Source organism: Pseudoflavonifractor capillosus, assembly GCF_016902575.1.
GTDB classification, from domain to species: domain Bacteria; phylum Bacillota; class Clostridia; order Oscillospirales; family Oscillospiraceae; genus Enterenecus; species Enterenecus capillosus_A.
Genome location: NZ_JACSNZ010000001.1, coordinates 125,829 through 144,724, shown reverse-complemented (window position 1 = coordinate 144,724; position 18,896 = coordinate 125,829). Strand labels below are relative to the sequence as shown.

Below are 18,896 nucleotides of genomic sequence, written 5' to 3'. Positions count from 1 at the left end.
GACAAAGCCCCCAGCCGATTCTTTTTACAATACAATAATAACATAAGCCCCCAAGATGTTCAAGTCAACGATTTTTTCGTTGGCCCTTCCAATTTCATACCTTATATATAAAAAGGAGAAAGCCATGCCAACCTATCAATTACAAATTAAACAGGTGGTGGACTACCCACGCTGCCGGATCTACCGGCAGTTCGTCCGCTTTCTGATGGAGGACCGGAGCATTCGCGTAAGCGGAGGCTCCGGCCTTTTTTATTTTACGGTACTTTGCAGCTACGCAAACTTCCGCACCTCATATCGCCGCATCGACGGCATCAGCTATACCGTCTACCCTGGCGAATGGGTCTGCACCCTCAAGGAGCTGTCCCAATGGTTCCGTACCCGGTTCCAGTGCCAGGCGCTGGCCGTACTGGAACGGCTGCAGAAGCAGAACCTTATTTCCTTTCAGACACTGGGCCGCGGGAATGTAGTCCGCTATAAGATCTGCGACTGGGCGCGGCATAATACGGTCCTGGAGTACAATGCCCCCTGCCAGAAGGACACCGGCTTTTTCTTCCTGCCGGTTTCCGTTGCCACCGACCTCATCAGTTCAGACCGCTGCTCCGAGATGGACATTGTGCTGGACCTGTGGGTATCCGCCATCTACAACGACAATCAGGTGCAGGGGTCAGACCTGGGGCCAGTGGTCTATTTCCGCAACGGCACCGGCAATCCCCTTGTGACCTACACGGAGCTGGCTGCCCGCTGGGGGCTGTCCCGGGCGACAGTCGGCCGTATCCTGAAAAAGCTGGCTGCGCTGGACTACCTCTCCCTCATGTCCTTCCCGGGCCGGCATGGCAGCGTAATCTATCTGCAAAAATATCTGTCCACCATGTTCGAGATCTCTGACGTGATGGTGGACAAAGAGGAGGTCGCTATGACGCTTAACATTCGCCTGGAACTCCCGAAGGAGGACAGCGCAGGCCACGACGCCCCTGCCTTGGAGCATGAGGTCATCGTTTCAGATGAACTCGCCAGCGTTTCAAAATCGCACATTGAAATTATCCTTCAGAAAATGGCGCAAATCCTGATGGCACAAGGGATTTCGTGCTTTGGCTGCCCGCTCTCTCGCTACAAGTTATATCCCTTATCGGGCGACTGCCGGGAAGATTTACTACCCCGCGCGCGAGAGCAATCTCTGCTGCGTTTTGGCCTTGCTGTTCTGTGCGGGAACAAGCAGGTCGCCACTTTTGAACTTACACTCTCTCCCTCGGTGGAGAATTGAACAGGAGGTCTTACTATGAAGAAATTTGTTGAAAAAGATGTCGCAGAGAACCCTCTGTACCATGATACCTGGAAACTGCTGAAAAAATACCGCGACGTGATTTGGAGCTTGGAGATTTCCGTCCAGCATGTGCGGGCCAAGTTCGAGATTGAATACGGCACCTCCATCGAAGAATTTCTGGATTCCGTCTACCTGGCCGGCGCAGACCTGAACGGGAGCGACATTGAGCACCATGCCAAGTGCATTGAGCGCAGCCACAAGATGCTGAAGCTTCTGGATTCGGCCGTCGAATTGCTCCGCACCCGTCATAAGAACGGCGAGGCGTATTACTGGCTGCTGTACTACTCCTTCCTCTCTCCCCAGCAGCTGAAGAATGTGGAGGAAATCATCGAGAACCTGCGCCCGCACATCCGGGACATCTCCTTCCGCACCTACTACCGCAAGCGGCGGGATGCCATTGACGCCCTCAGTTCAGTGCTGTGGGGCTACACCTCCAAGGACAGTCTGGATATGCTGGAACAGTTCTTCCCGGAGCCGAAATCCACCGAGAAAAAGGCAGGCAAATAATTGGCACACTTCGGGATTGAAATTGGCGCGTTCCTGCCCTTGAGCCGTAAATCCCTATGTGTTAGACTGAATATGCTCAAACTTGTATCCAAAACTGAACGGGCAGCGAACAGCACCTTTTTCGAGGTGCTTTTTTGCTGCCCAAATGGTCTTTGGCCGGAGAAGGAGTCCACATCTGCACGACGGATGCGGGCTCCTTCTTTGCTTCTTTGAGCGACGAACATCACATTTGGATTGGAGGTCCGCAAATTGAAAAAACTGAAAATTCCTCAACAGCAGCGGCGGGAAGATGACAGCAGCCCGCCTCGTCGCGTTTCCATCGGCAGGATCGCCTACACGGCGTTCCTCTGTGTAACGATGGCGATGATGTTCTGCCAGCCGGCCTTTGCCGCAACCGATGTTTGGACGAAGGCCAAGGAAATCATGCAGGATGTCTACACGCAGATCCTCGCCATCTCCACCATTGCGGCCATCGTGACAGCCTCGGTGGCGCTTCTGCTTATGAACTTTTCGCGCTCCGGCCGGACAGTCGATGAGAGCCGGGCGTGGCTGAAGCGCATCTGCATTACCTGGGCCGTCCTCAATGGTCTCGGATTCATCATGGCTTATGTGACGCCTCTGTTCTCTGGTGGTCAGTGGACAGGCTGATGGCCGCCGCAATATACCCACTGGAAGGAGGCGTAAGCTATGGGTATCCTGGATGGCATCGTTGAATGGATCGCGGAGCAGGTAATGGCCGGCCTTGACCTGGTGACCACTTCGGTTTTGGGCGCTCTGGGCTGTGACATGGCTGTTTTTCTGCGGTACTTTCCCGCTGCCGAAACGATGTATAGCGTCTTTGTGGCGCTGGCTGTTGGCATTATCCTGCTGAATTGGGTCTGGCAGCTGTTCAAAAACTTCGGCCTGGGTGCAGGAATCGAGGCGGAAGATCCGGTCAAGTTGAGCATCCGGTCGGTCATTTTCATCCTGCTGGCGCTCTTTTCCGATGAAATCGTCAACATCGTCCTGACCATCGGCGGCACGCCGTACCGCTGGATCATGGATTCGGAGCTGCCGCCCCTCAGCTTTGCCGATTTTAACTCGGTCATGCTGGTGATCATCGGCGTCTGTGCCAATGGCGCTGTTGCGCTGATCACCCTAATCCTCGTCATCATCCTGGCCTGGAATTATCTGAAATTACTGCTGGAAGCGGCGGAACGGTATGTTCTGCTGGGCGTGCTGGTCTATACGGCGCCGGTCGCTTTTTCGATGGGCGCAAGCCAGACCACATCGAACATTTGGAAATCCTGGTGCCGGATGCTGGGCGGGCAGATTTTTCTGCTGATTATGAATGCCTGGTGCCTGCGCCTGTTTACGAGCATGGTTGGCTCCTTTATTGCCAATCCGCTCTCTTTGTAAGGAGGGGCGTTTTGAAAAAATTCAAGAAAATTTTGTTCCTTGCGCTGATGGTTGCTGCCCTCTCCTGCCTGTTTTGTCAGCCTGCTTTTGCCATCTCCGAGGAAGAGGTGCAGGCTCAAGTGGACGCTGTAGGTAAGGAGACGGTTTCCGGCAATGTCCTGATCTGGTTCATGTGCGCCATCGGATTCCTGAAAGTGTCGCAAAAGATTGATTCATTTATGGCGAGCTTGGGGGTCAATGTGGGCCACACCGGCGGCAGTATGCTGGCGGAGGCCATGATTGCGGCCAAGGGCATCGGCGGCTTTAAGAACTTCTCCAGCCACCACTTTGGCGGCGGGCGCAGCAGCAGCTTCACCCATGTCAATGCCAATGGCGGCGGTGGAAAAAGCGGTGCCGCCGGATTCGGCGCAGGCTTTGCCAGCGGCGGTCTGGCCGGCGTGATTAAGCGGAATGTCACGAACAACGCCGTCAAGACGGCCACAACGCCCTCGGACGCCAAGCCTTCCGGCCTCGGCGGTCTTGTGGGCGGCGCTGCTGGCGGCGTCGGCGGCCACATTTATTCTTCCTCGGTAAGCAAGGGCGGCGATTTCGCCAATCATGTCGTCGGCTCTGTGGCTACCGGGAACATCACTCAAATGGGCACGATCACCGGCGAAAAGGCGGTGGAAGCCCTGCACTCCTATATGGGCCACACGGCACTGGGGGCTGGGGCAGAGAATATCCCCACCTATCAGAATGTCGAGATCGGCGGCGGTCGCATCACCGGCACGGAGGTCACGCCGGAACACCCGGAGGGCATTGCCTTCGGTATGTACCATGCGGACCAGTATGTAGCGCCGGAGGGCCAGTACACGACGGTTCACGCCGCAGACGGCACCGCCTGGTATAAGCAGTATGCGGTGGACGCAGTGGACAAGACGCCCTACATGGCGCCGGACGGTTCGATTGCCTACAATGAGTCCATCGTAAAGAAGCTGCCGCCCACCCCCAAACGAAAGGATAAGATCTGATGGCTGAAGAACGCAAGGACAGCTTTGCTGAAACGGTAGACACTGCGGCCTCCACAGCGCACACGGTCAAAGGCGCCATCAAGGCCGGCAAGGCGATTTCCGGTGCGGCCAAGGGCGCTGCCGCCGGAGGCCCCTATGGGGCTGTGGCCGGGGCGGTCTGGGCCGGGCGCAAGCATATCGGCAAGATCATCGCCGTCATCATCATTCTGCTTTTGCTGCCGGTCCTGTTTATTTTGATGCTGCCCGGGCTGATTTTTGGCGGTTTGATCAATGCTTTTTCGCCGGCAGACACGGAGCAGCCTGTCCTCAACAGCGAAACTGCAATCGTGGAGAACGCCAACGACATCACTTTTACCATCAACTCCATCTTGGGCGAGGCACTGGACGATGTGATGGCCCGCATTGAAGCGGACTTTGCTTCTTCCGGCGCTGACCAGATGGAGGTTAAAAATCCCTATTCCTCCGGCCCTGTCTACAACGCCAACCTCATCGTCTCGCAGTATTGCGCTGCCCGGGATGAGGATTTTGAGAGCATTTCGCTGGATGATCTGGCCGCTGTCCTGCGGGAGAACAAAGAGCATCTCTACTCTTATACCAGCGTGCGGGAGAGCCGCGAGGTCACATCGGAAGACCCGGAGACCGGGGAAGAAACTACAACCACCGAGATCTGGATGGTCTACACCATCCGCTACAACGGCGAGTCCTATCTTGCCGACCATGTTTTCGCGCTTACGGATGAGCAGAAAGAGCTTGCCTCCGATTATGCCTCTAACCTGAGCATGTTCCTGGGGGACGGCCTGCTGCAGAACCTGACAGAATGGACTGGAAACAGCATCCCCTCCCTGGGCGATGTTACCTTTACAGACGGCGTGACGCCGGTGGTCTATTTCAACCAGCTGGACGAGCGTTATGCCAGCCAGCCCTACGGCACCGACAATATCGGCGGCTACGGGTGCGGGCCTACCGCTATGTCCATTGTGGTGTCCTCCCTCACGGACGAAACTGTGGACCCGGTGGCGATGGCCCAGTGGTCCTACGAAAACGGCTACTGGTGCAAGAGCAGCGGCTCCTATCACGCATTGATCCCCGCCGCCGCTGAAGCATGGGGCCTGCCGGTATCCGGCTGTACGACTTCCGAGCCCCAGCGGATATTGGACGCCCTGGCTGAAGGAAAGCTGGTGGTGGCGATTATGGCAGAGGGCCATTTTACTTCATCCGGGCATTTTATCGTTCTCCGTGGCGTGAAAGACGGTCAGATCATGGTGGCGGACCCGGCCAGCTACAAGCGCAGCGAACAGCTCTGGGATCTATCCATCATCCTAAACGAAGCAAGCCGCCGTGCTGGAGCAGGCGGTCCTTTCTGGATCATAGGCTGACCTGCCCCTCGGCTGCGGAAACGAGGTAATACATGAGCAACAAAAACGACCATGATACTTATATCATACCGCCGAATTTTATAGAAACAGGCACTTTTTTCGGCGGTATGTTCCGTGCGCGGAATGTAATCGAGGCCGGCATCCTGGTGTTTGCCATCGGGGCGCCGGTTTTTCTGTTCCTTCCGTTTGGGCTGACCACCCGCATCATCATTTTGTGCCTGACTGCTCTTCCGGTGGGGCTGGTCGCTTTGATCGGCATATCCGGGGAGAGCCTTTCGCAATTCCTGGTCATTTTTTTGAAATACCTGCGGAACCGCCGCGTTGTCGGCGGTGACGGTGCGCAGCCGGCGGAAAAAGCGGCGCCCTCCAAATCGGCAGGCAAGCATCTCAAACAGCGGCCTCCCAAGGAGAAAAAGCCCAAGGCCCCGAAACGCCGGCGGTCCGGTGAAGCGGATTTCCCGGCCGAGTTTGACGAAGTACGCGGCTATGAGATCCGTGAAAAGCTCCGGCCCAAGAAAAAAGCCAAAAAGGAGCGCCCCGCCAAGGCCAATAAGGCGAAAAAGAAAGCAAAGAAGCGCCCTGAAAAGGAACGCCTGCCCAGACGCCCTGCCCATGTCAAGGAGCAGAGGCCCGCCTGCCTCAATCCGGTGGCGGATTATCTGCCCATTGAGAAGGTGGAGAACGGCATTATCTACACCAAAGACCATCGGTTTGTCAAGGTGGTCGAGGTCGTCCCCATCAATTTCATGCTGCGGAGCGCAAGAGAGCAGAGGAATATCATCTACTCCTTCGTTTCGTACTTGAAAATCTCGCCCATCAAGCTGCAAATCAAGGTCCTGACCCGCCGCGCGGATATTAACCGCCACCTGGACACGGTTCGTCAGGAGATGGCCCATGAGGAAAACGAACAGTGCCGCTTGATGCAGGAGGATTACCTGAACTTTGTGCAGCAGGTCGGTTCCCGAGAAGCTGTGACTCGGCGGTTCTTCCTGATTTTTGAGTATGAGCCCTGGGCCAATACCCGGCGGTCAGAGCAGGAAGATGAAGCGATCCAGTCCCTCCAGAGCGCCGTCCATACGGCCTCCAACTACCTGCGCCAGTGTGGGAATGAGGTCATCGTCCCTGAAAATGAGGATGAGTTTACCGTTGATGTCCTCTACAATCTGCTGTGCCGGAACGAGAGCGCCGTCAAGCCGCTGTCGGTGCGGGCGCAGGAGGTGGTGGCGCAGTATATGGAGCATGGCCGGGAAAGTGAGATCGACCATATCCCGGCGGCGGAGTTTGCCGCCCCCCGAAGCATTGATTTTTCCCATGGGCGCTATATCTGCATGGATGGACTGTACTATGCCTATCTGCTGATCCCCTCGGACGGGTACAAAACGCAGGTGCCGGCGGGCTGGCTGAGCCTGATCGTCAATGCCGGTGACGGCATCGACATGGATATGTTCCTCGCCCGCCAGCCTAAAGAGCGCATCATCCAGCGAGTGGGCCAGCAGCTCCGTATCAACCGTTCTAAAATCAAAGACGCCAGCGACACAAACACCGATTTTGACGACATCGACGGCGCCATCCGGAGCGGATATTTCTTAAAGGAGGGTCTTGCCAACAACGAAGATTTTTATTACCTGAACCTGCTGATTACTGTGACGGCCCCCTCTGTGGAGGATTTGGAGTGGAAAGTCAGCGAAATGAAAAAGCTCCTGCTTTCGCAGGATATGAATGTCAGCGCCTGCCACTTCCGTGAAGAGCAGGCGTTTCTTTCTGCCCTCCCGCTGGTCTCTATGGAGAAAGGGCTTTATGAGCGCGGCAAGCGCAACCTGCTGACGGGCGGCGCGGCCAGCTGCTATCCCTTCACCTCGTTTGAGATGTGCGATGACAACGGCATCTTGCTGGGAGTCAACAAATATAACAGTTCCCTGATTATCGTGGATATTTTCAATTCCGCGATTTATAAGAACGCCAATATGGCGATCCTGGGCACCAGCGGCGCAGGCAAGACCTTTACCATGCAGTTGATGGCGCTCAGGATGCGGCGCAAAAACATTCCCGTTTTCATCATCGCTCCTTTGAAGGGGCATGAGTTCCACCGGGCCTGCGCCAATGTGGGCGGTGAGTTCATCCAGATCTCCCCGGCCAGCCCGCACTGCATCAATGTTATGGAAATCCGCAAGGTGGATCGGTCGGTCAATGAAATGCTGGACGGCCCCGGCATCCAGCTCTCGGAACTGGCGGCGAAGATCCAGCAGCTGCACATTTTCTTCAGCTTGCTCATTCCCGATATGAGCCATGAGGAACGGCAGCTTCTGGATGAGGCCCTGATCCGCACCTACAATGCCAAAGGCATCACCCACGACAACGCCTCTCTGGAAGACCCGGCCAATCCGGGCTGCTACCGGGAGATGCCGGTGCTGGGCGACTTGTATGAGATTTTGAAGGCCGCCCCGGAAACCACCCGCATGGCCCATATCCTTAACCGCCTGGTGAACGGCTCCGCCAGCACCTTCAACAAGCAGACCAATGTGCGACTGGACAACAAATACACTGTGCTGGATATTTCCTCCCTCACCGGCGACTTGCTGACTGTGGGAATGTTTGTTGCCCTCGATTTTGTGTGGGACCGCGCCAAAGCCGACCGCACTGAGGAAAAAGCCATTTTTATTGACGAGTGCTGGCAGCTCCTTTCCGGCGCCGGCGCCACGGGCACACGCCTGGCTGGTGATTTCGTGTTGGAGATTTTCAAAACCATCCGCGGCTATGGCGGATCAGCGGTCTGCGCCAGCCAGGACCTGAACGACTTTTTCAATCTGGACGAGGGCCGTTTTGGGAAAGGCATCATCAACAACAGCAAGACCAAGATTATCCTCAATCTGGAGGATGACGAGGCAGAACGGGTCCAAGAGACCCTGCACCTGTCCGACGCGGAAACGATGGAGGTCACCCACTTTGAGCGCGGCAACGGCTTGATTTCCACCAATAACAACAACATCATGGTGGAATTCAAGGCCAGCCCGCTGGAAAAGGACCTGATTACCACCGACCGCCGCGAGCTGCGTGAAATTTTGGAGCGCAAGCGCCGTGAGCAGGAATCTGCATAGGTTCAAATGATATATGCGAGGTGAATCCCATGTTTTGATGTGCTGCGCTGGGTGTGCGTCAATATGACGCCTTCCATGAAGAAAACGCCGCTTTGACGCCCGGATGGCGTCTTTCCGGCGTTCCAATATTTGATAAGGCGTTCCAATGACGCCTTGATGACGCCATTTGATAAAGGAGGTGAGCCACCATGAAGACCAGGGCTGAAATCTATGGAAATGAGGCTGCGGACTTGCTGCGGACAGTCACAATGTACCCTGGCCTCAGTGAACAGCAGCTTCTTTGTTTTCACCCTGGCAAAGAAGAAACGGCCAAGGCCCTGCTCTCCCACCTGGAGAGGCAGGGCCGCATTTTTCAAGCAGAGAGCGGCGGCTATTTCCCGGCCGGCCAGCCGGCAAAACTTGACCGGGCGCTTGTCCGGGCAGTATGGGTCCTGCTGGACTTCATTCAGCGGGCCGATTACCATGCTCCCGCTGATTTTCCTGTCAAGCTCGTTTTCTTTGCCGATGGCGAACTCTACGAAGTGGCCTGCGTTGAGGACGGGCAGGAGGCGCTTGTCTGCCATGCCCTGCGGGGCAATAAAGGTGACAGCCGCCGCATTATTCTGGTCGATTCACCGGCGCAGATCGCCAAAATCAACTGCCCCGGCATTTCCGGGTTCTGTACCGTAGAGGAAAACGGCCAGACACACTATTTCAAGAAAGCAGGAGGCACATGATTGGACCGAAAACTTATATCCCGCCGGATCGGGAGCATCCTTGACGATATATCCCGGCTGAGCAATGCGCTGTATGCGATGGATACCACCGACATCCAGCGTTATCCCGATAACTATGAGACCCTTTCCACCGATGCCGCGTTGCGGGCGGAACGGATCGCCTGCCGGCTGCGGCATTTGATTTATTCCAGTACGACCATCCGCAAGGGTGACTACCTCAAATCTGCCAGTGTGATGCACGGTATCAACATCACCTATGAGAACGAGGTGCTTGCGGTGACGCTGCCCAGCCTGCTGCCAAAACGCAGGCAGCGGCAGAGCGCCGAGTTCCTGCTGGACCCCCTCTATTTCGCCCTGGAGCAGTACGCCAAAGAGAACACTTTGCCCCACTACCGGGAATGTGTTGTCTGCTTCGCCCAGGTGTATGACCAGACGCTCCCCACCAGACGGGTGCGCGACTATGACAACCTGGAGGAAAAACAGATTTTAGATCTGCTGTCCTCTTTTGTAATGGCTGATGATACCGGGCTGTTGTGCGATGCCTATAACACCGCCGAACTGGGCGAGCAGGACTGCACGATGATTTTCGTCATGGAGAAGCACCGCTTTCCCGGGTGGCTTGCAGAGCATAAACCGGACCTGAAATCCATCTCGGATTTTTGAGCATTTTGGGCCCCTCACGGCCCGACATCCCGCGAAGCCGCTGAAAGCCCCGGATTTTCGGGGCTTGCGGCCATTTGGGTGAGGCTTTATTTTACCGAAGTTCTCAGTCATTACGGTAAAAATCCAGCACCGACAAAGGAGGTGATCCCTTGGGAAAAGCAGCCGCACTTTTCCACAGCCGGATACGCTCCCGTTCCGGCTTTTATCGCTGACCGCCATCTCTGGAGAGTTCCCAACCAGCCAGCTGAACCGTCTCCCGGCCAGCCCTTACTATTTGGAGGCGGTCGTGACCTCGCTCAAAAAAAGCGGGCTGCTGCGTACCTACTACCGCGACAGGCTCCGGGGCTATCGGCTGGGGGCAAAAGCCAAGGCCGCCCTGCTGGACGGCTGGCCGGAGCGTTTCTCTCCCTACCTGACCGGCGACACCGACACCAACCGCCTCAAGAGCGAGGTGAACCGGCGGCTCCGGCTCCACCGCCTTGCGGAAACCTATATCACAATGGACAATGCGGGGGCCGGGCTCTTTCAGGATGAAAAGCCGAAGGTTTTCTCGCCGCAGGGCTATTGTGGCGAAGCTGTCGAATATCCCGCCTTTTACAGTTCCCGTGAAGTCAAGGAAATGGGGATCGACACCACGCAGGTGCGAAGTTCCCGGTTTACGGGGGTGCTTCTGGCGCCCACCGGCATTTTTGTCACCTACAACAGCGGCGCAGCCCTGATGAAATGGCGCTGCAAGTCTGAGATGCGGGTAAAGGCGCTGATGTGGAGTGTCCTGTGCCAACAGCGTCTGGCCGGGCAGTACCGCGCCGAAGATGTGCATGGGCTGGTGCTGGGTGAGAGCATGGAACTGGCCTACCAGATGCTCACCAGTACCGGCGGGGCCAAGCACGACTATTTCATGCTGGACGGCAGCTACGACCATTTTTATTTTCTCACAAATAACCACCAGGGGGAGGTGATCCTTGCTTTACTGTGTGACCCCTTGAAAACCGCAGAGCTGAACTGCATTCTGTCCCAGGGCTTGATTACCGGAAATGCCGGAAGGGCCATAGAGCAGGATGCCGCGGAGCAGGACGGCACGCCGGTGCTGTTCGGCTACTCCTGCGACTTGCCCCGGATCGCACGCTTTAACACCTCCCTCGACCTGATGGAGCGCCCTGGCACACTGATCTGTTTTGACTTCCAGGCAGATGTGCTGCGCCGCTACTGCGGCGGCCGGGTCCGCTTTCAAACCATTGATTTCACAAAATTCGAGGGGAGGTTGTTCCCATAGACAAGAAGAAACTCATTGCAGGCCTGATCGCTGCGCCGTTCGCCATCCTTGCGGTTCTCTATGCAGGCGGCTTTCTGGGGCAGATATTGGGCAACTACGCAGCATGGAAACAGGGTGGCGGCATCCCCGGAGACGGCACATCTCCGGCGGCAGCGTCGCCCAATTTTTTTACCTGCCTGACCTCTGTTCTCCATCCGCCCTATGGGGTGTATGGGGTGCTGATCTGCATTGGCCTGCTGGCGATCCTGCTGCTCATGGTCATGCGGATGGGCTACAGTGATACCGGCGAGTATGACACGGACCGGAACTTTGTCTATTCGGCCAAGGGCACCTATGGCACCTCCGGCTGGATGGGCCGCAAGGAAATGAAGGGGGTGCTGGATCTGGTGCCGGATCTGCGCAAGCACAAGGGCATTGTGCTGGGGATGCTGGACGGGAAAGCCGTCTGTATTCCCGAGAATCCCCGTATCAACGGCAACCTGGCCGTGTACGGCTCCAGCGGAAGCATGAAGACCCGGTCGTTCTGTATGAACCGCATCCTTCAGGCGGTAATCCGTGGGGAATCGCTGATCATTTCAGATCCGAAAAGCGAACTCTATGAAAAATCCAGCGAATACCTGCGGGAGCAGGGCTATTGCGTCAAGGTTTTCAACTTGGTGCTGCCGGAAAATTCAGACAGCTGGAACTGCCTTTCCGAAGTGGAAGGGCAGGAACTGATGGCGCAGCTTTTTGTGGATGTCATTATCAAGAACACCAACAGCACCGGCAAGGGCGACCACTTCTGGGACTCCTGCGAGATGAATCTGCTGAAAGCCCTTGTCCTCTATGTGGACCAGAGCTATGCGAAAGAAAACCGAAATATCGGTGAGGTGTACCGGCTGCTGACGCTGAACGGGGAATCCGACTTGGATAGCCTGTTTGATGTTCTGCCGCCCACCCATCCGGCCAAAGCGCCCTACAGCCTGTTCAAGCAGGCCAGCGACACGGTGCGCAGCGGCGTCATCATCGGCCTTGGCTCCCGGCTGCAGGTGTTCCAGTCGGAACTGATCAAGAAGATCACCACCCGGGATGAGATCGACCTGGAACTGCCCGGCCAGGAGCGGTGCGCCTACTTCCTCGTTACCAGCGACCAGGACAGCACCTTTGATTTTCTGGCAAGCCTGTTCCTGTCCTTCTGCTTCATTAAGCTGGTGCGTTATGCAGACAAAAACTGTGAGGGCGGCAAACTGCCGGTCCCCGTCCATATCCTGGGGGAAGAGCTCACTGCCTGCGGAACCATTCCGGACCTCTCCCGCCGTCTCAGTGTGATTCGATCCAGAAACATATCCATGAGCTGCGTCTTCCAAAACCTTGCGGGTCTCCAAAACCGGTACCCGCTCAATCTTTGGCAGGAAATACTTGGAAATTGCGACGCGCAGCTGTTTTTGGGCTGCACAGACAGCCTGACGGCAGAATTCATCTCCGAGCGCACTGGTCTGGCCTCTGTGTCAGTGTCCAGTAAATCCAAGCAACTGGGCACCTGGCGCATCTCCAATTATACGCCGGAATACCGGGAGACCTCCGGCGTCGGCAAACGGCCTGTCCTCACCCCGGATGAAGTGCTTCGTCTCCCGATTACACAGGCGCTGGTTATTATCCGCGGCCAAAAGGCCCTGAAGGTAGAGAAGATGGACTACTCCAAGCATCCGGAATCCTCCAAGCTCCGCGACTGCAAAGCCTCGGCGCACATTCCTGAATGGCGCGAGTTGGAGGAACAAGCGCAGCCGAAACCTGCCGCCGCGCCGCCCCCGGCCCCCAAGCCGAAGGAAAGCACCCCCAAGAAGCCGGCGGCAAAGAGAAAACCGAAATCTTCCGGTACGCCGGCTGCCCCGAAATCGCCCCCGTCATCGCCTGCTTCCGAGGCCCCGGACGGGATCATCACCACAGACAAGGACTCGATCCTTTCTTAAATTCACAACATAAGGAGGTTTTTACTTATGGCAACCAAGAAAAAAGAATTGCTGGAGCAGGAAAATTCCGTTCCTGAAACCACGGTTCCCGTGGAGAACACTCCGCCCCCTGATGAAGCGCAGGCTGATATGGCGGCGCCCGCTGATGGCGGCGATTTGAATGAGCTGCTGGCCTCTATGGACCAGCCGGATGAAGATGCTGCCCCCACGGAGGATGGCGGCAACCTCCCGGAACTCACCGAAAGCGAGATGTTTGGTGAGGCAGACGCCGATACTGCGGCGGCAGACGCCCTCCCCGGCGAGAACGACACCGCTGCTCTGATGGACGCCCCCGACAGTGATGATGGCGAAGATGCCTCTGCTGTTCCCGCTGACGATGGTGCGGCCGATGTCCCCGGTGAGCCTGTTTCTGAAGCGGCTGAGGAACCGGAACCGCCCAAGCCCAAGCGGGCCACCCGCAGGAAAAAGACCGCGCCGGCCGAGAATACGGCGCCGGCGGAAGGAGTTCCCGCAGGAGCAGAGCCTCCTGCGCCGATGGCTCCCGCTGAGGAAGATGTGCCGTCTGATGATAGTGAAGCGGCTGCGGCAGAAGCTCCTGCCTCTCTGGCCGAACCGCTGGCAGAGGCCGCCCCTGCTCCCACTTCTACTCCCAGACGCACCGCCGCTCCCCGCCGCGGCGAGCCCTCGATCCTGACCATCCGCAGCCGGGAAGATGTGGAGACGCAGGAAGACCGTGAGGACATCATCTGGCATGAGATCCACAACGCCTACCGCACCCGCCGCATCCTCACCGGCAAGCTGGGCGGCATTGAGCAGCTGGACAACCGCAAGACGGTGGCTGTGGTGGACTACAAGGGATTCCGCATCATCATCCCCCTGAAGGAAATGATGATCAATCTGGGCCGCAGCCCCTCCGGCCAGGAATACACTGACCTGATGCTGCGCCAGAACAAGATTCTGGGGAATATGCTGGGCGCCGACATTGACTTTGTGGTGCGGGGCATCGACTCCAAGACCCGCAGCGTGGTAGCCAGCCGCCGGGAGGCCATGATGCGCAAGCGCCAGACCTTCTATTTCGATCTGGACCCGGATGGGATGTACCGCGTCTACGAGGGCCGGATTGTCCAGGCCAGGGTCATCGCTGTGGCGGAAAAGGTCGTCCGTGTGGAGGTGTTCGGCGTGGAATGCTCCATTCTGGCCCGCGACCTTGCCTGGGACTGGATCGGAGACGCCCATGAGCGGTTTGCTGTTGGAGATGAAGTGCTGGTCCGCATCCTCAGTGTGCGGCGCAACAGCCTGGAGGACTTGGGCATCCGGGCCGACATCAAGAGCACTTCGGAAAACACTGACCGGGACAACCTGCAGAAGTGCCGCATCCAGGGTAAGTATGCAGGAAAGGTCACCGATGTTCATAAAGGTGTGGTCTATGTCCGGCTCGCCAATGGCGTCAATGCGGTAGCCCACTCCTGCTACGACTACCGGATGCCCGGAAAGAAGGATGATGTGTCCTTTGCTGTCACCCGCCTGGATATGGAGCGGGGCGTGGCCGTGGGCATCATCACGCGGATCATCCGGCAGAACCTGTAAAAGCAAAAGTGCCTGGGAGTAGTGACGAACTGCTCTCCAGGTTTCTTTTTTGTCATTATCAGATCCACCACTGTATATCTTTATCACATAGGCTTCCTTTCAAATCCCTATTTCAAAGAATTTATTTTGTGTTTGCGTTGATTTTTCACAAAATCCGAGTTATAATATATAAAAATAAAGGTTTAGGAGGTCGCTTATGCTGATTCAATTTAGTGTAGAGAATTTTCTATCTATCAAAGATAAAGTTGTATTATCCCTGCTGGCCAGCAAGGATAATGAGCATCCAGAGCATCTTATCATGGATGGAAATAAAAGCTATTTGAAGTCTGCTGTCATTTACGGAGCCAATGCTTCGGGGAAGTCTAATGTCCTAAACGCGTTCTGGTTCATGGTAAACTATGTGCTGACCTCACATAACCAGCAGCTTCATAAGACCATTGACCGTTCGCCTTTCAAGTTTGATCCGGAAACGCCAACGCGCCCCAGCAGCTTTGAGGTCATCTTTACCACTGAAGGTATCCGATATGCGTATGGTTTTTCTGTGACAGATAAGGCTGTTACAGAAGAATACCTATATTACTATCCCAACGGCAGACAGGCGCTTATTTTTGAGAGAAAAAATACCAAAGATTTTCGTTTTACGGTGGATATAGATGAACAAAACACGCTCAAGGAGCGCACTTCTGCGAACAAACTCTACTTGTCAGTTGCATCAAACTGGAGTTACTCTAAAGTGATTCCGGTTTTGGAGTGGTTCGCTTCTTGTCAGATTATCACGAAGAATTCCGTGGCGGACGCTTATGGGCTTGAGGCAGAGCAGCTGAAAGATGATGATTACCGGCGCGTGATCGCATCTATGCTGCGTGTTGCAGATTTGGGAATACAGGCTTTGCAAATGCGCGATGCAGAGCCTGCTCCTTCGCAGCACGGTGACAGCTTTGCAAATATTGAGGCCATTCACACGGTACAGGATACCAATGGAAATGCATTATCCTATGCGTTAAATATGGCAGAGGAATCTGACGGCACCAACAGTTATTTCAAACTGATCGGCGTTGTGAAAAAGGCTTTAGACCAGGGAACGCTTCTTGTGGCTGATGAGATGGACGCACATCTGCATCCTCTATTGACCAGGCATCTGGTATCCCTGTTTGACAGCACAGAATTCAATCCAAAGGGTGCTCAGTTGATCTTCACATCTCACAGCACCAATCTTCTTGATCTGGATTTGTTGAGAAGAGATCAAATTTGGTTCACAGAAAAAGACGAGCAGACAGCAGCCACCGATCTGTTCTCCCTTTACGATTTTTCTGTTCGCAAAGACACTAAAGTAGAAAAGGGTTATTTGATCGGCCGTTTTGGTGCGATTCCCTTTATCAAGGGAGGGCTGTAAAATGGCACGCGGACAAATTGAAAAGCGTGGGCAGCGGCGCAGAAAACTAAAACCTGTCATTCTGATTGTGACGGAGGGTTCTCAAACTGAACCGAAATATTTTGAACATTATCGCAGCCGCCAGACCAATATTGACATTCGTGTAGTCGGCAGCCGCACCAAAGGAGGTGAAACCGATTACCTTGGCCTGATTCGGAAAGCCGTGGAATATCAAAGTAAAAATCAGATTTCTGCATCAAATGGGGATGCGGTGTGGGTCGTTGCTGACGGTGATGTAAACTATAATAATCCTGATCCTATCGCCGCCAAAGACAACTTACTCTCCAGAGCAAGGAAACTGGCAGATGCAAAGGGAATTCACATTGCGATCTCGAATCCTTGCTTTGAGTTTTGGTATCTGCTGCATTTCCAGTACACAACAAAATTTTTCAAAGATTACCCTGCAGTGAAGACAGCCTTGACCGCCTACCTCCCGGATTATGAAAAAGCCGGCGATGTGTATGCGCAGTTATCTGAACATACAACTGATGCGATCCAGAACGCCAAGCGTGTAGAACAATACCATATTCAAAATGACTGCAATAAACCGTTTGGGATCGCCGTTAATCCATTCACCGACATCTATCAACTGGTTGAATCACTGCTGTAATTGTGCGTAGGATTTCTCGTGAGCATCATGCAGACCGTATAGAACTCGTCTCCGTTGCTTCGACAATCACACATTATTTTTAAATAAGATGATGTGTGATTGTCATTCCTGCTTTTAACAACACATTGAATTGGCACAGGATTGCCCATACATTGGCGCAGTCCTGCCCTTTCGCCGTAAATCCAAATCTGCTATACTTGGTACAGTCAAAACTTTGTAATGCAGCCGTTCCGGTCGGGACGGCTGTTTTCATTTGTAAGTAAAGGTGGTGGTTCACATTCATACTTTCCTGCAAAAAGTCCGCAGGACATTGAAGAGCGAACGGGGCGAGGCCAACTATTTCTCTACGGTGGTGTTCATCTTTATCGCCGTCATCCTGCTGGCCTTTATCATCGACCTGTTCGGCATCATCTCCACAAAACAGGAGTTAGACCATGCGGCAGATCAGATGGTCAAGCAGATCCAGCTGTCCGGCGGCATCAACAGCGAGACCGACTCGCTCTTTGACTTCCTGTGCTCGGAGATCGAGGGCGCGGAGAATATCACATACTCCATCGACGCCACATACAAGACGCCTACGCCGTCCGGGATGTCCCGGGCCATCCAGCTGGGGACGCCCTTCTACATCACCATTGAGGGCGAGGCCAAGCTGGGCGGCTTCTGGAACCTGGATCTGGTCAACATCACGGTGGTGGCACGCGGCTCCGGCGTCAGCGAGCACTACTGGAAGTGAGGTGGCCTATGAAGCGTTTTCTTTCACGGCTGCGCCGGCCGCTTTGCAACGAGCGGGGCGAGATCACTTTCTTTGCTTGCTTTTTTGTAGTCGGGGTCGTCATGCTCATCTCTTTCCTGCTCCTGTACGCCTCGGTGCGGATCACCTGCATCAACATCCGCAACGGCGCCAAAATGGAGCTGAACAACCTGAGCGCCACCATCTATGCGGACACCTACCGCTCCCAGCGGGAAACCAACTTCGAGGAGTACCTGCGCACCCTCTATTCCAGCAATGACTATACGGAAATGCTGGAGGCCACTGTCGCCGGCGGCCTGGCGGAGAAGATCCCGCTTTCCACCGAGGACTATGAGGTATCCGACATCAGCCTGGAGTTCAATGTGGTGGGCGACCGGGTGGAATATGTTTTCTATTGTGATGTAGATTTTTACATCCGAATGTTCGGCCATAGCTACCCCACCATCACACAGCGGGTGGAGCTGACCGGCTACCACAACACCAAATTTTAGCGGCGCTGTTGAAATTCCAGTCAGCTCCGCAGTATAGGCTTTATATAACAGCAAAAAGGAGTGTGGACACACATGAAGAAGTTTTTCCAATCCAAAGGCTTTATTGTTTCGGCCCTGGCTGTCCTCTGCGTCGCCATCCTGGGCGTCTGCTGGTTCGTGAGCCGGGACCGCACGGATGAATTCCGTCCGGATGAATCTCCTCCCAGCAGTACCAGCAGCGACTGGTCGGATGGCGGTGTGCAGTCTGGCGACGGAGGCGGGGGCGCAGATGCCTATGCGCCCGGTCAGTCTTCCAGCGCCGAAGAGGAATATCCCAAGGTGACCTCAGAATCTGAGGGCGAGGTTGAAATCGACTTTACCGATACGGAGAAGCCGGAAGAAACGCCTCCCCCTGTGCCGGAAGGCAAGACGGAGATCGAAGACCCCGGCGAAGAGCATGAGGTCAATCCCGACCCGGCAGTACCGGAAGTCACTGCTCCTCCCGCAGAGGAATCCACTTCCAGCAATGAGCCGGCCCCCGGCTCCAGCAATGGCAGCGGCGCTGTCTATGATCCGGTATTTGGCTGGGTAGTCCCCGGCGATGTGCAGCAGTCCACCGGCGACAGCGACGGCGATCTGAACAAGCAGGTCGGCAACATGGGCGGCTGACCACCTACAACTGAATATGGACCTGAAGGGCCGTCACAGGATTGTGGCGGCCTTCTTATTTTCAAGAAG

17 protein-coding genes are annotated in these 18,896 nt (G+C 55.4%); all 17 read left to right on the top strand.

Annotation, left to right across the window (positions count from 1 at the left end; translation table 11 throughout):
- Positions 1-124: 124 nt before the first annotated feature.
- The 17 genes from H9X86_RS00795 (at position 125) to H9X86_RS00715 (ending at position 18,827) form a co-directional block, all read left to right on the top strand.
- On the top strand, positions 125-1,261 hold the full coding sequence (locus tag H9X86_RS00795; protein ID WP_204899689.1) for a MarR family transcriptional regulator: 1,137 nt from the start codon (positions 125-127) through the stop codon (positions 1,259-1,261).
- Between the two features lie 15 nt (positions 1,262-1,276).
- Complete coding sequence (locus H9X86_RS00790; protein ID WP_204899688.1) at positions 1,277-1,828, top strand: hypothetical protein; 552 nt, start codon at positions 1,277-1,279, stop codon at positions 1,826-1,828.
- 249 nt (positions 1,829-2,077) lie between these two features.
- A complete protein-coding gene (locus H9X86_RS00785; protein ID WP_204899687.1) occupies positions 2,078-2,476 on the top strand; it encodes a fimbrial protein in 399 nt (132 codons plus the stop codon).
- Between the two features lie 39 nt (positions 2,477-2,515).
- The gene (locus tag H9X86_RS00780) at positions 2,516-3,226 is read left to right on the top strand and encodes a hypothetical protein (protein ID WP_006573828.1); all 711 of its coding nucleotides are present in this window, start codon (positions 2,516-2,518) and stop codon (positions 3,224-3,226) included.
- Positions 3,227-3,237: 11 nt separating this feature from the next.
- The gene (locus tag H9X86_RS00775) at positions 3,238-4,236 is read left to right on the top strand and encodes a hypothetical protein (RefSeq protein ID WP_204899686.1); all 999 of its coding nucleotides are present in this window, start codon (positions 3,238-3,240) and stop codon (positions 4,234-4,236) included.
- The gene (locus tag H9X86_RS00770) at positions 4,236-5,612 is read left to right on the top strand and encodes a C39 family peptidase (protein ID WP_204899685.1); all 1,377 of its coding nucleotides are present in this window, start codon (positions 4,236-4,238) and stop codon (positions 5,610-5,612) included. Before H9X86_RS00775 ends, H9X86_RS00770 begins: the two co-directional genes overlap by 1 nt.
- Positions 5,613-5,644: 32 nt before the next feature.
- Positions 5,645-8,707: a PrgI family protein gene (locus H9X86_RS00765; RefSeq protein ID WP_204899684.1), complete on the top strand. Its 3,063-nt coding sequence runs from the start codon at positions 5,645-5,647 to the stop codon at positions 8,705-8,707.
- Between the two features lie 188 nt (positions 8,708-8,895).
- Positions 8,896-9,423: a DUF5697 family protein gene (locus H9X86_RS00760; protein ID WP_204899683.1), complete on the top strand. Its 528-nt coding sequence runs from the start codon at positions 8,896-8,898 to the stop codon at positions 9,421-9,423.
- A complete protein-coding gene (locus tag H9X86_RS00755) occupies positions 9,424-10,086 on the top strand; it encodes a DUF6100 family protein (protein WP_204899682.1) in 663 nt (220 codons plus the stop codon).
- 286 nt (positions 10,087-10,372) lie between these two features.
- Positions 10,373-11,359: a hypothetical protein gene (locus tag H9X86_RS00750; protein WP_430736079.1), complete on the top strand. Its 987-nt coding sequence runs from the start codon at positions 10,373-10,375 to the stop codon at positions 11,357-11,359.
- 14 nt (positions 11,360-11,373) lie between these two features.
- The gene (locus tag H9X86_RS00745) at positions 11,374-13,308 is read left to right on the top strand and encodes a VirD4-like conjugal transfer protein, CD1115 family (RefSeq protein WP_430736081.1); all 1,935 of its coding nucleotides are present in this window, start codon (positions 11,374-11,376) and stop codon (positions 13,306-13,308) included.
- Between the two features lie 27 nt (positions 13,309-13,335).
- Positions 13,336-14,895, top strand: coding sequence for a S1 RNA-binding domain-containing protein (locus H9X86_RS00740; protein ID WP_204899681.1), 1,560 nt, complete (start codon positions 13,336-13,338; stop codon positions 14,893-14,895).
- 196 nt (positions 14,896-15,091) lie between these two features.
- Positions 15,092-16,288, top strand: coding sequence for an AAA family ATPase (locus H9X86_RS00735; protein WP_118428683.1), 1,197 nt, complete (start codon positions 15,092-15,094; stop codon positions 16,286-16,288).
- 1 nt (position 16,289) lies between these two features.
- Positions 16,290-16,937, top strand: a complete 648-nt coding sequence (locus H9X86_RS00730) for an RloB family protein (protein ID WP_204899680.1) — start codon at positions 16,290-16,292, stop codon at positions 16,935-16,937.
- Between the two features lie 310 nt (positions 16,938-17,247).
- A complete protein-coding gene (locus H9X86_RS00725; protein WP_227603392.1) occupies positions 17,248-17,670 on the top strand; it encodes a DUF4320 family protein in 423 nt (140 codons plus the stop codon).
- Positions 17,671-17,678: 8 nt separating this feature from the next.
- Positions 17,679-18,179 carry a hypothetical protein gene (locus H9X86_RS00720; protein WP_204899679.1) on the top strand — a complete coding sequence of 167 codons (501 nt, stop codon included), beginning with the start codon at positions 17,679-17,681 and terminating at the stop codon, positions 18,177-18,179.
- Positions 18,180-18,251: 72 nt separating this feature from the next.
- Positions 18,252-18,827 (top strand): DUF6550 family protein, encoded by a 576-nt coding sequence (locus tag H9X86_RS00715; protein ID WP_204899678.1) that lies wholly within the window; start codon positions 18,252-18,254, stop codon positions 18,825-18,827.
- The last annotated feature ends 69 nt before the right edge of the window (positions 18,828-18,896 follow it).